11 protein-coding genes are annotated in these 12,160 nt (G+C 59.1%); 7 read left to right on the plus strand and 4 right to left on the minus strand.

Features of this window, described 5'->3' with window-relative positions:
* Positions 1-16: 16 nt before the first annotated feature.
* A complete protein-coding gene (locus B0B52_RS08100; RefSeq protein ID WP_077593113.1) occupies positions 17-1,789 on the minus strand; it encodes an adenylate/guanylate cyclase domain-containing protein in 1,773 nt (590 codons plus the stop codon).
* 535 nt (positions 1,790-2,324) lie between these two features.
* Here B0B52_RS08100 and B0B52_RS08105 point away from each other — a divergent pair.
* The 3 genes from B0B52_RS08105 (at position 2,325) to B0B52_RS08115 (ending at position 5,184) form a co-directional block, all read left to right on the plus strand.
* Complete coding sequence (locus B0B52_RS08105) at positions 2,325-3,239, plus strand: hypothetical protein (protein WP_077593114.1); 915 nt, start codon at positions 2,325-2,327, stop codon at positions 3,237-3,239.
* Positions 3,240-3,273: 34 nt separating this feature from the next.
* Positions 3,274-4,065 carry a hypothetical protein gene (locus B0B52_RS08110; protein ID WP_139351863.1) on the plus strand — a complete coding sequence of 264 codons (792 nt, stop codon included), beginning with the start codon at positions 3,274-3,276 and terminating at the stop codon, positions 4,063-4,065.
* Positions 4,066-4,464: 399 nt separating this feature from the next.
* The gene (locus B0B52_RS08115; RefSeq protein WP_139351864.1) at positions 4,465-5,184 is read left to right on the plus strand and encodes a hypothetical protein; all 720 of its coding nucleotides are present in this window, start codon (positions 4,465-4,467) and stop codon (positions 5,182-5,184) included.
* Between the two features lie 51 nt (positions 5,185-5,235).
* On the opposite strand, the gene phhA is transcribed toward B0B52_RS08115, so the two are convergent.
* Both phhA and hppD read right to left on the minus strand, forming a co-directional pair.
* Positions 5,236-6,192 carry a phenylalanine 4-monooxygenase gene (gene phhA, locus B0B52_RS08120; protein WP_254425664.1) on the minus strand — a complete coding sequence of 319 codons (957 nt, stop codon included), beginning with the start codon at positions 6,190-6,192 and terminating at the stop codon, positions 5,236-5,238.
* Positions 6,189-7,328, minus strand: coding sequence for a 4-hydroxyphenylpyruvate dioxygenase (hppD, locus tag B0B52_RS08125; RefSeq protein ID WP_077593117.1), 1,140 nt, complete (start codon positions 7,326-7,328; stop codon positions 6,189-6,191). Before hppD ends, phhA begins: the two co-directional genes overlap by 4 nt.
* Before the next feature lie 121 nt (positions 7,329-7,449).
* On the opposite strand from hppD, the gene B0B52_RS08130 reads away from it, so the two are divergent.
* Positions 7,450-7,923, plus strand: coding sequence for an Lrp/AsnC family transcriptional regulator (locus B0B52_RS08130; RefSeq protein ID WP_077593118.1), 474 nt, complete (start codon positions 7,450-7,452; stop codon positions 7,921-7,923).
* A 273-nt stretch (positions 7,924-8,196) separates the two neighbouring features.
* Positions 8,197-8,922, plus strand: a complete 726-nt coding sequence (locus tag B0B52_RS08135) for a GNAT family N-acetyltransferase (RefSeq protein WP_077593119.1) — start codon at positions 8,197-8,199, stop codon at positions 8,920-8,922.
* A 204-nt stretch (positions 8,923-9,126) separates the two neighbouring features.
* On the opposite strand, the gene B0B52_RS08140 is transcribed toward B0B52_RS08135, so the two are convergent.
* Positions 9,127-9,672, minus strand: a complete 546-nt coding sequence (locus B0B52_RS08140; RefSeq protein WP_077593120.1) for a MarR family winged helix-turn-helix transcriptional regulator — start codon at positions 9,670-9,672, stop codon at positions 9,127-9,129.
* An 81-nt stretch (positions 9,673-9,753) separates the two neighbouring features.
* Between B0B52_RS08140 and B0B52_RS08145 the strand changes: the two genes are divergently transcribed.
* Together B0B52_RS08145 and B0B52_RS08150 are read left to right on the plus strand one after the other, a co-directional pair.
* The gene (locus B0B52_RS08145) at positions 9,754-10,761 is read left to right on the plus strand and encodes a Bug family tripartite tricarboxylate transporter substrate binding protein (RefSeq protein ID WP_077593121.1); all 1,008 of its coding nucleotides are present in this window, start codon (positions 9,754-9,756) and stop codon (positions 10,759-10,761) included.
* A 4-nt stretch (positions 10,762-10,765) separates the two neighbouring features.
* Positions 10,766-12,100: a sulfatase gene (locus B0B52_RS08150; protein ID WP_139351865.1), complete on the plus strand. Its 1,335-nt coding sequence runs from the start codon at positions 10,766-10,768 to the stop codon at positions 12,098-12,100.
* The last annotated feature ends 60 nt before the right edge of the window (positions 12,101-12,160 follow it).

Below are 12,160 nucleotides of genomic sequence, written 5' to 3' on the forward strand. Positions count from 1 at the left end.
TTAAGCAATTGACACTCTAAACCTCTGGAACACCTAATGCTCTCAACGCTGCTGCGCAACGCTTCCGAGTAACGCTGGCACCGCTACCGACACCTAGATACGATGAGATGGTCAGCCCCGGTTCTTCTGCCAGTAAAAGCGCCAGCGTTTTTTTTGCATCTTCTAGCAGACCGAATTCAACTTGCGCTGTCAACAGCACTCGAAGCGTAGGCGAATGGTGTCTGTTGGCCCTGAGCGACCGACCCGCTGAGGCGATCGCCCCTTCATGGTTGTTGTTGGCCAACAGCGCCGCCGACCGATGCAACTCGAAGAAATAGGTCAATGGATCTACTGGGGACAGGGCGGCAGCAAACTCCACTTCGGAGACTGACTCAGCCGCGGCGCCCCACATGGTAGACAAGACACTTTTAAACAACCAAGCCAGAGGCTCATTCGGATTCACTGCTACAGCCCGCGACAATCTTTTCTCCGCTACTGCAGCATCCCCCACCAACTGACAGTGAGCGTACCCCTCAACTGCAAGGGCAAGGGCGTTCTCGGGCTCTGCATCGAGAGCTCTCTGAGTCTGCTGTAGGGCCAACTTCCCCTCGCGCTCAGGCGAGGCACTGATCCCGCGCATAACTCTAAGTACATGCCATTTGGCAAGCCAGGCTCTTGCTGTTGCGGCCCGGCTGTGACGCTCAACTACCGCTTCCAGCGCCTCCCTGCTGCGATCAAAGTCTTGCAGTGTGGATCGGTGCATTAGCGAGATGCCGCTGAGAAGCAGGGAGCTACTGTCCAATCTGGGAAGTGGTTGAGCAAGCGCTTGTTGAACTTCCGACTCAACCAGGGTTTTGTGCGCAACGTTCGCTATGCGGGTTATAAGCTCGCTTTGCGCCTGCAATAGATCACCAGTTTCACCTGAGAAACGATCCGCCCAAACTATTCGACTGTTGCGGACATCCGCTAGCTCTGCCATTAAGAGAAGTTTTGTGCCACTAGCGACATAGCTTCCAGAGAGAACAAAAGTGGCATTAAGGTGGCTATTCACCTCACTAAGACTGGCGTCCCGGCCACGGAATACGGTTGTCGAAAGGCGGGAGATCACTCGCAAACCCGACGTACGCGAGAGCTGAGCAATGATGCCGTCTGCGATAAGCTCACCAATCGCAAAGTGTTCTGGCTCATTGCTGCGAGCCTCAAAAGGGATAACGGCAATTGTGGGAAGCAGATCCTTGTGAGGTGTGCGACTAGGCTCCACTATTGACGCATACCCTGGTGGGGTGACGCGATAGACGCGAATGGGTTTGTCAACATGCTTAAGATAGCATTCGCCTAGATCTTCTATTTCCGCGTCCAATGCTGCCGTGAGTTGATCCCGTAGCTCTGCAGACACCACGATTTCGCTGGGCTGGGCCAGTGTGCAGAAGCGCGCAGTCAGGTTGACGTCGGTTCCATAAATGTCGTGCTGGTCAGTTACAAAGCTGGCCAAATGACCGCCTATGCGCAAATGCATTTGCTGCTCGGAGCGCAGCCCGACATTGGCCTGCTGACTGAAATGCTGAATAGCGAAGCTTGCCCGAACGCTGCCTTGAGCCGTGGCAAATTCAAGCATCAGGCCGTCACCCAGGCTTTTGACAATGCGGCCACCGTGCAATGGCAGCACTTGCTGCTCTGCATGTTGCACCAGTTGCTGCCACCGCCGCACAAAGTCATCTTGGTCTTGCTCCATTAACCTGACCGACTCCACCACGTCCATGACCAACAACACTTTCGTGCTTCTTGTCACGGCAACAGGGAGTTCGATCACGGGAGCCTCATCGTAGATGGTGTAACAAAATTTTACCTCCTCCTTTTGTAGGAGGAGTGGTCTGGGGGAGGCAGATGATGAAAGAGTCGCTTAAAACTTGGTGGCGTTGCTTTAGTGCTGAATTATTACTGCCGTGGGGGAGACTCTCCCGCCGCGGCAACGCAGAAGTCATGAGTGGCTATGGCTGGGAAGCCGCGCAAGAATCTCACCGACTGCTACAGGAGAGAAGTTCATGGGTGCAAGCGACACGGTCGCGGGTGGCGGTTAGGGACAGAAGAGCAACAGAAACCGGTTCCCTTGTCGTGCGCAGATTCGTCGAGCATGCGGCGGTAACGGTCGACCTGTTGCGGGAATACCCGGATCAACGAGGTAACTGAAAAGTCTGCATGGGAGCACCGCCCGCGGCGCGCCTGTCGTTGATTAACGACTGTCTGACCAAGTCGCCAACGATATTTTGTAAGCTGGCAAAAGTGCATGTTAGATTGCATTCGGCCACTCGTCCGGGTGGCTATCAATCTTTATTCAGGAGAGTCAGATGAAGAAAGTGCAGTTTGGTGCGGGTTTTATTTCCCCTGCCGTCAAGGCGCATGTGCAGAAAAAGCCGGGAGTCTTGATGGGCGGAGGTTTTATAGCGCCCGCTTTAGCCACTCATCTGGCAAAGAAAAGAGTGGAGATGGGTACCGGCTTGATCAGCCCCGTCGTGAAGTCACATTTGCAGAAGAAGACCGTGCAGATGGGCAACGGTTTGATCAGTCCTGCGGTCAAAGCGCACCTGCAGAAAAAAGTAGTCTTGATGGGCGGGGGCTTGATCACTCCAACTCTGGCAGTTCATCTGGCGAAGAAAAGAGTGGAGATGGGAACGGGCTGGATCAGTCCTGTCGTGAAATCACATCTGCAGAAAAAAACTGTGCAAATGGGCAATGGCATTATCAGTCCAGCCATCAAAACTCACTTGCAAAAACGGACCGTACAGATGGGCGCGGGATGGATTTCCCCTGTGATCAAAGCACATGTTCAGCGGCGGGTTTTGTCCGGGGCGGGAACGATTTCTCCGACTATCAAGACACATTTGCAGAAGAAAACTGTGTTGATGGGTGGCGGATATGTCACACCGACTTTGGCCATGCATTTGGCCAAGAAAAGAGTGGAAATGGGAACCGGCTTAATCAGCCCAATCGTGAAGACACATTTGCAGAAAAAAACGGTTCAGATGGGCAACGGTTTGATCAGTCCTGCGGTTAAAGCACACCTGCAAAAAAGAACTGTGCAAATGGGCGCTGGCGCCATCAACCCAACCGTTAAGGCTCACGTCCAGAAACGGGTGGTGTCTGGCGCCGGACTGATCTCTCCCACCGTCAAAGCACATGTAGCCAGGAAGCCGGTAGTCCTGATGGGCGGCGGCATCATCACGCCGACGCTCGCTGCGCATTTTGCCAAACAAGCCGCTTAAGAAGATCTAGTTAGCACAGGGAAGAAACAAGTCGATGCAGCCGGATAACAATAATTCCGAGGACGGACCTACCGTTACTTTTCACACTGTTTATCCGGCTGCCATCCCGCCCATGCGTGCGGACAAGGCAGCGCTGGGCACCATGCCCACAATGGCCTTCCGCCATTGCGAGCCCATGCGAACAGCCTCGTCATTCGGCTGGTACATCTTTCCCCCCGAGGACATATCGCTCAAATGGAATGGCGCCGACGTTTCCTATCTCGACCTTGAGACGCAAGAGTGGACGCCGCTTTCCCAGGCCTATCTGCCCGGTTTTTCCGACTACTGGGATGAACATGCGCCCGAAGACATCAAGGGCCTGGCGCCTCCCTATCTGTCCGTCCTGCCCATGCGGGGCTTTGTGCAAATATGGTCGGGCTTGTTGTGTGCCACGCGGACGGACTGGAGCGTACTGATTCGTCCGCTGGCGAACATCCGCGCGAGTCACCAGTATTCGTGTTTCGAGGGGCTGCTCGAGTCCGATCGATTCCAGCCCTTTCCCCTGTTCATCAACATCCAGTTGCTCGCAACTGACGTGCCGATCAATATTTCCAAAGTCACACCGCTGTTTCAGGTGCAACCTCTGATGCGCGGTACTTACGGCGAAACTGCCCATAAGTTTGCGGAGCGGGATGGTTTGGGACTCATGGTCAATGGCGAACCGGCAATGACAGCTGAAGACTGGGTGGGTTATCGCAAGACCATTCGGGTGGAAGTCCCCAATGAAGCGCCGGAATCCGGGCAGTACACAGCTGCAACGCGTAAACGCACCAAGCACGAAGAGTAGCCGGTGGTTTTCCCCGTTCTCGGCGCGAGCCTCCTGTCTGCGGCGGCTTCCTTGCCCTTGCATCTCATGCCCCTGCTTGTGGTGGCTTTGGTCGCTGAGTCGCGCCTTCCGTTTGCACAAGCGGGATTGATTGCCAGTGCCTATATGGTGGGGCAGATGGTGGCCACTTTAGGGCTGCCTGCGCTGAAGTTTGCACGCTTGAAGCGCCAACATGCAATGGCTGCGGTGGGTATTCTGCTGACAAGTGTGTTGGTATCGGCCCGGTTGTCTTCCCAGGCCATGATTGCTTGCTGGTTTGTTGTGGGCGCAGCTTGTGGCGCATTGCAATTTCTGGGGGTCACCACTGCCGCAGCTGCGGCCAATCGGCAATCGGCTTTTGCGCTGCGACTCGCCGTTACTTTGATCATCAGCGGCTTTGTCATTGTGGCGGTGCAGTTGACGGGCGGCTTTGGAGGTTATGCGTTCCTGATGGTGCAGTTGGGCATTGTCTTTTTGATAATCACCGGCACTGGTCTTGTGCTTTATCGCGCCCCTGCCGCGACCCTTGCATTAAACAACCCAGCCAAATCAGCAGCCCGGCCTGACCGGCTGCTGGGTCTTGCCGTCATTTTTCTCCTCTTCGTCGGGCAACCCGGATTTTGGGCCTACGCTGTGCAAAACGTTCAGCAGCGCGGCGTGGTGCTTGATCATCTGGCGTACGCCATTGCTTTTTGCAAAGCTGCGGCAGGGTTTGTGCTGCTGTTAGGTGCCATTCGCCCGCCAAGCAAGACAAAAGACGGTCTGCTCTTTCCTGGTTTGGTGGTGGCGCTGAGTGTGGTCGGCATAGCGACAGCTAACGATACCGCCAGCTTCATGTTGAGCTTGCTGCTATGGGAACTTAGTCTCAATGTGCTTTCCGCAAGGCTGCAGGCGGCAGTGGTGCAGGACAACCCTGCAACTGCGGGCCCATGGTTGACCGGCGCTGTGTTCCTGGGTGCGGCGACAGGGCCTTTGCTGCACGGAATGGCCATCCAGGCGCAAGTGCCGCTTGTTTTTGCGGCCTATGCCTGCCTTTCTGCATTGATTCCCGTTGCCTGGGTATATCTGCGCGCTCAGATTGTGCTGGCTAAACCTTCGTAAGGTTTTACGAAAGGCAGCTTGCGCCAGAGCTGTTCCACTTTTCGCCGATGTTCAGTATGGAAGTGCCTCTTCTTCCGCGAGCCTTTCATTCGCTGCTATTTCGGGCAGGCCGCGAAGGCGCTGGTAAATCGGCGTGAAGTCCGGCGCCGTCTTGTCAAACAGTTCCTGAAAACTCTCGATGACAAAGTAGGTCTGCTGGTAGCTGTCGATCTTGTAGCGGGTGCGCATGACGCGTTCGATGTCTAGCGGCAGCCGCTGGGGTTCGGGGCTTTGTACTGAATACTGCAACTCGCCCGAGGAACTCAAAATACCGGCACCGTAAGCGCGCAAACCATCTTTTTGGCGGATCAGCCCGAACTCGATGGTGTACCAGTAGAGTCTGCTTAGCTGCTCGCAGGCGCCCAGCCCGTGGGCCTTTAGCCCGCCTTTGCCGTACTCCTGCATGTGGTCGGCAAAGATGGGGTTGAACAGCAGCGGCACATGGCCGAACAGGTCGTGAAAAACATCGGGCTCGACGATGTAATCGAACTCTTCCGGCTTGCGGATCCAGTCGGTCACCGGAAACTTGCGGTTGGCCAGCAGCGTGAAGAAGGGCACCTCGGGAATCAGTCCGGGCACCGTGACGATTTCCCAACCGGTGGCCTTGCGAAGGCGCTGGTTGATATCTTCAAAGCGCGGAATGTGGTCGCTGGCGCCCAGTGAGGGCAGGGCGGCGATGAACTCGTCGCAGGCCAAGCCGGGCAGCAGCGCGGCTTGGCGCTCATACAGTCGGCGGTAGGTGTCGTGGTCGGCCTCCGTGTAAGCCGCGTAGTTTTGCGGGCAGGTGTAGTCTGCGCCGGCGCGTGTGTAGTCGCCGCGTGGTGGGCGGTCGCTGGCGCCGTAGGATGTGACCCCCACGCTCCCCACTGCGTGTGGTTCGCTGCCCCCCGAGGGGGCCGTCGCTTGCTCGGGGCGGCCCTTCGCGGCGCGAATGGCCTGTTCATCTTCGAGTGGCATGGTGGTTGTCATGCTGTTTGCAGCACGCCGCGGCGCATCTGGTCCAGCTCTATGCTTTCAAACAAGGCCTTGAAATTGCCTTCGCCAAAGCCCTGATTGCCCTTGCGCTGAATGAACTCGAAGAAGATCGGGCCGAGCTGGTTCTCGCTGAAGATCTGCAGCAGCAGTTCGCCCGGTGTGCCGTCCACCAGGATATTGCGCGCCTGCAGCTCGCCCACGTTCTCGCCGTGGCCAGGGATGCGCTTGTCCAGCAGCTCGTAATAGGTGTCGCCTGTCGTCAGCAGCTTCATGCCGCTGAGTTGCAGGGCATCTACCGTGGCATACAGGTCGTCCGAACCCATCGCAATGTGCTGGATGCCTTCGCCCTGGTACCTGTCCAGGTACTCCTGGATCTGGCCGGCTTTCTCGTTGCCTTCTTCGTTGATGGGGATGCGGATCTTCCCGCAGGGGCTGGTCATGGCCTTGCTCTTGACGCCGGTGGCCTGGCCTTCGATGTCGAAGTAACGCACTTCGCGGAAATTGAACAGGCGCTCGTAAAAACCCGACCACTCGGCCATGCGGCCGCGGTGCACGTTGTGTGTCAGGTGATCGATATAAGTCAGGCCGTGGCCTACGGGGTTCAATTCGGCGCCAGGCAGGGGCTCGAAGTCCACGTCGAAGAAGCCGATGTTGCCGATATCACCGTCTTTCGCGCCGTTCTTGCCGCGCCACCGGTCGATGAAGTAAATGATGGAGTCGCCAATGCCCTTGATGGCGGGGATGTTCAGCTCGCCGGGGCCGGCAGTGTGCGCATAACCCCAGGCGCCCAGCGCAATGGCGCGCTCATAAGCGGCCTTGGCGTCCTGCACGCGAAACGCGATGGCGCAAACGCTGGGCCCGTGCTGGCGCGCGAAGCGTTGGGCAAAAGAGTCTGGCTCGGCATTGATGATGAAGTTGATGCCGCCCTGGCGGTACAGCGTCACGTTCTTGTGGCGGTGTTTGGCAATCGGCTTGAAGCCCATCCGCTCGAACAGGGCGCCCATGGCGGCCGGGTCGGGTGCGGCGTATTCAATGAACTCAAAGCCGTCTGTACCCATGGGGTTGTCCCAAGTGGTGGCAGCGGCTGGCCGTGTGGCGGAAGGGGCAGATTTGGTGACGGCAGCATTCATGGGTGTCTCCAGGATTCAAAAAATTCGGATACGACCACTTTAAATGCGGTCAACGTCACTTTTTATGCAAGTTGAGGCGCTGCTATTGAGAAATGCGCAGTAAACCTGCAAAATATGAAAGATGGAAGCACTAGACAAGCTGGATAAGCTCATATTGCGCAGCCTTCAGGTAGACGGGCGCGCCACTTACGATCAGATTGCGGAGCAGGTTAGCCTCTCGCCCAGTGCCGTGTTGCGCCGGGTGAAGCGGCTGGAGGAAAGCGGCGTGATTGACCGCTACGTGGCATTGGTCAAACCTGAGTCGGTGGGTTTGGGGCTCACCGCCTATATCAATGTGCGGCTTGAAAAACACACCGAATCGCACAAGCGCAACCCGATGGACTTGTTTCGTGCCAGTGTGCAGACCTGGCCCGAGGTGGTGGAATGCGCGGCCCTTACCGGCGAGATGGATTACCTGCTGCGTGTGGTGGTGGCAGACATGGGCCACTACAGCCGCTTCATCATGGACACCCTGCTCAAGCACCCCAGCGTGCAGGACTGCAAGACCAGTTTTGTGCTGGACCGCGTCAAGACGACCACGGCGGTGCCGGTGTGACGAGACCGAAAGGGGGTTGATCCCCTTGTTTTTGGCACTTCGGGAGCGCCTGATGGGTGCTGAATTAGGGGGTGGTGCCCGTTTGGGTGTCGACTAATGCCAACACCGGGGCAGCTCAAGGCCCAAAAATACTATCTTTTTGATAGCTGCTGGCGCCCGTACCGCAAGGGGAAAATGCCAATTTGATATAGAAATTGGAGCGTCTGCCCTAGTTTGCAGTACGCAGATGACCGTTGGACTGGACATTCTAGGGAAAACCCTTATATTGAACCCATGGTTACCCCAAGCACCCTGATCAAGGCATCCTTTTCCGCAGGCAAGGAATTCTTCCGCGCGCCTGTGGAAGCCCCGGAGCGCGTCCCACACAAGGCGCCTGTGATGGTGCCCATTCGTTCCCTCGGCCCCAGCCATGGTGAGCGCATTGAAAAACACCTGCTGGCGCTCGATGCGCAGGACCGTTACCTGCGTTTTGGCTATGCCGCCAGCGATGAGCAGATTCACCGTTACGTTGCGGGCCTGAACTTCGAGCGGGACGAGATTTTTGGCATTTACAACCGTAAGCTCGAACTCATCGCCATGGCGCATCTGGCGTTTTCGATCGACCCCGAACTCAAGAGCTGCGCCGAATTTGGTGTGTCGGTGCTCAAGCACGCACGCGGGCGCGGCTACGGCGCGCGCCTGTTCGACCGCGCCGTGATGCATGCGCGCAATGACGGCGTGAGCATGATGTTCATCCACGCGCTCAGCGAAAACACCGCCATGCTGAACATTGCCCGCAAAGCCGGCGCAGTGATCGAGCGCGACGGCTCCGAGAGCGAGGCCTATCTCAAGCTTCCGCCGGCCGATTTGGATTCGCGCGTCACGGAAATCGTCGAAGAGCAGATCGCCCAGACCGACTACCGACTGAAAGTGCAGGCCAAGCAGTTCTGGGACATTCTGGCGATGGTTCAGGAAGTGCGGCAGGGCGTGCGCGACGGGCGCGACCGCATGCCCATATAAAGCCCCCACGGTCGCTCACTGCGTGTAGCTCCCGAGGCCTTGCAGGCTGCGGCTCGCGAGACGCTCCGCCTCTGTCGCCTGTCCAAACCTGCTCAAGCAGGTTTGGAGCCGCAGGCTCCAGCCCCTCGGGGGCCGCTGCGCCTGCGGTCTGGCAAAGCCAGATCCGCGGCCCCTGCTTGAATGGGGATGACCCCAGGCCAACAGTCAATCTGCAGCAGGTTTGTAGCGTCGCGCGCTACTGCCATGGCGCCGGTCGGCCAAAGGAAGGCCGCTCTGCTCCGCCATGACGTTGGCGCGCTGCTGCAGGCGCTCCAGCATGTCTCCGAGCAATGCGGTTTCCTGGGTCGTCAGGGCTGCAAGCACATCGCCGTTGATCTGGCTGACCAGCGGAAACAGCTCGCTGTGCAGCGCAACACCCGCAGGCGTGAGCGTCAGCAGGATGTGCCGTGCGTCTCCCGCACGACTGGTGCGGCTGACGAGCTTTTTGCCGGCCAGTGCCGTCACGGCTTTGGAGGTGCGTGGACGATCCAGGTGCGCCTGCTCCGCCAGCGCGGATGAGCCCATGGGCCCGCGCGCAGCGAGCACGGCCAGGATGCGCCACTCGCGCCGGGTGATGCCGAACTTGCCTTCGCAGTAGCGCACTACGACGCCACCGGCGGCCGCCTGCAGGCGGCTCAGCCGGTACAGCAGGAGGTCGTCGAGTGTCTCGGGCTGCGTCAGGCGCGGCAAGGCGGGAGAGGCGTTCGGCATAAGGGTTTGTACCTGTGATGGTTGATTTCCGCAATCAATAGGGTGGCCGGGACAATCGCGGCTCCCAACCGGAGAATCATCATGTCACTGCCCATCGTGTCCCCACAGTTTGCCTCTAACCGCCGGAAAGTTCTGGTTCATGCGGCCGCAGGGGCGCTGGCCGCCAGCGTTGCGCTGCCGCGCTGGGCAAGTGCTCAAAGCAGTCCGATACGCATCGTGGTGGGTTATCCGCCGGGTGGTGGCACAGACCGCGCGGCCCGTCTCGTGGCTGAGCGTTTGCAGCAGTTGCTCAAACGCACAGTCGTCGTGGAGAACCGCGTGGGTGCGGGTGGCCGGCTGGCTGCGCAGCAACTGGTCAATACACCGCCAGACCAGACGGTGCTGATGATCGGTAATCCGGCCGTGATGAGCGTGTCACCCCTCATTTATAAAGACCTCAAATATGACGTGCAAAAGGACTTCGTACCGGTAGCCGCTGTCACTGATTACGATTTTGGCGTGGCGGTGGGGGCCGCCCTGCCGGTGAAAGAGGTGCAGCACATGCTGGCATGGATTCGCGCCAACCCGAACAAGGCCAATGCCGGTGTGCCCGGCACCGGCAGCCTGCCGCATTTTTTCGCATTGATGCTCAGCTACATGGCACAGGTAAACATCGAGGTCGTGGGTTACCGGGGCTCGGCTCCTCTGGTCACCGAGCTGATTGGTGGGCAGATTCCGTTCGCTTTTGACACGCTGGACTCCTTGCTGCCGCATCACGAAGGCGGCAAGCTGCGCATTCTGGCCACGTCGGGCGTGAAGCGCTCGCCGTTTTCACCCACGGTGCCCACCTTTAAAGAGCAGGGGTTGCCGCTGAGTGCCATCGGCTGGAACACGTTCTTCGCGCCGTCCACCACGCCCAAGGCCACCGTGGAGTTGCTCAGCAAGACAGTGTTCCAGATCATGTCGGAGCCCGACACACGTGCCAAGTTCACGGCCGCCAAAATGGTGCCCGTGGCAATGACCCAGGCGCAGACAGAGGCGTCGTTCAAGGCCTTCAACGTGCAGTGGGCGCCGGTGATCCGGCGTTCGGGCTTCAAGCCCGAGTCCTGAGCGGGTGAACGCTGCCTTGACCGCCTCGCCACGCCCCAACATCGTCTTCATCGTCGCGGATGACCTCGGCTACGCCGACCTCGGCTGCTACGGCGGCCGGGCGCCGGTGTCGCCGGTACTCGACGGCTTGGCCGCTGCAGGCATGAAGTTCACCCAAGGGTATTCCAACTCCCCGGTGTGTTCGCCCACCCGTTTTGCTCTGATGACGGCGCGCTACCAATACCGTCTGCGCGGCGCCGCCGAAGAACCGATCAACAATAAAAGCCGCGGCAGCACCACGCTGGGCCTGCCGCCCGACCACCCGACGCTGCCCTCGCTGCTGAAGGCGAGTGGTTACCGCACGGCCTTGATGGGCAAATGGCATCTGGGCTACCCGCCGTCGTTTGGCCCCTTGCGCTCGGGGTATGAAGAATTTTTCGGCCCCATGTCCGGCGGGGTGGACTACTTCACGCATTGCAGCTCGGGGGGCAGCCACGACCTGTGGTTCGGCGAGGAAGAAAAAAAGGAAGACGGCTACCTGACCGACCTGATCTCGCAGCGCTCGGTGGACTACATAGGCCGCATGGCGGGTGGCGCAAAGGCAGGCACGCCCTTCTTCCTGAGCATGCACTACACCGCGCCGCACTGGCCCTGGGAGACGCGTGACGACGAGGCGCTGGCGCAGGAAATCAAAAGCAACCTGTTTCACCTGCACGGCGGCAACATTCACAGCTACCGCCGCATGATCCACCACATGGACGAAGGCATCGGCCAGATGATGGAAGCCCTGCGCCGGCATGGGCTGGCCGACAACACGCTGGTGGTGTTCACCAGCGACAACGGTGGTGAACGCTTTTCCGACAACTGGCCGCTGGTCGGCGGCAAGATGGACCTCACCGAAGGCGGTATCCGCGTGCCGTGGATTGCGCACTGGCCCGCGCAGATCGCAGCCGGACTTGTCAGCGAGCAGCACTGCATGAGCATGGACTGGTCAGCCACCATGCTGGATGCGGCCGGCGTGCAGGCCGCTCCCGGCTATCCGCTGGACGGCGTCTCGTTGCTGCCGGTGTTGCAGCAGCCCGGCCACCACTTTCACCGGCCGCTGCACTGGCGCATGAACCACCGGGGCCAACGCGCGCTGCGCGACGGCGACTGGAAGTACCTGCAGGTGGACGGCAACGAATACCTCTTCAACATCCCCGCCGACGAGCGCGAGCGCGCCAACCTGGCCGGCCACGAACCCGAACGGCTGGCGGCCATGCGCGATGAATGGACACGCTGGAACGAAAGCATGCCGCCGATTCCCGCCGATGCCACCGTGAGCCTGGGCTATTCGGTCAAGGACATGCCGCAGCGCTAGATATGTTGACCCCCACGGTCGCTCACTGCGTGTAGCTCCCTGCCCCCCGAGGGGGCCGCT

Source organism: Polaromonas sp. A23, assembly GCF_002001015.1.
Classification (GTDB): domain Bacteria; phylum Pseudomonadota; class Gammaproteobacteria; order Burkholderiales; family Burkholderiaceae_C; genus Polaromonas.

What these genes read in the sequence shown, in the direction of transcription:
- B0B52_RS08130 (WP_077593118.1), top strand. Translation starts at nt 7,450, where the DNA reads ATGGAAGCACTAGACAAGCTGGATAAGCTCATATTGCGCAGCCTTCAG.
- phhA (WP_254425664.1), bottom strand. Translation starts at nt 6,192, where the DNA reads ATGACAACCACCATGCCACTCGAAGATGAACAGGCCATTCGCGCCGCG.
- B0B52_RS08105 (WP_077593114.1), top strand. Translation starts at nt 2,325, where the DNA reads ATGAAGAAAGTGCAGTTTGGTGCGGGTTTTATTTCCCCTGCCGTCAAG.
- B0B52_RS08110 (WP_139351863.1), top strand. Translation starts at nt 3,274, where the DNA reads ATGCAGCCGGATAACAATAATTCCGAGGACGGACCTACCGTTACTTTT.
- B0B52_RS08140 (WP_077593120.1), bottom strand. Translation starts at nt 9,672, where the DNA reads ATGCCGAACGCCTCTCCCGCCTTGCCGCGCCTGACGCAGCCCGAGACA.
- B0B52_RS08135 (WP_077593119.1), top strand. Translation starts at nt 8,197, where the DNA reads ATGGTTACCCCAAGCACCCTGATCAAGGCATCCTTTTCCGCAGGCAAG.
- hppD (WP_077593117.1), bottom strand. Translation starts at nt 7,328, where the DNA reads ATGAATGCTGCCGTCACCAAATCTGCCCCTTCCGCCACACGGCCAGCC.
- B0B52_RS08145 (WP_077593121.1), top strand. Translation starts at nt 9,754, where the DNA reads ATGTCACTGCCCATCGTGTCCCCACAGTTTGCCTCTAACCGCCGGAAA.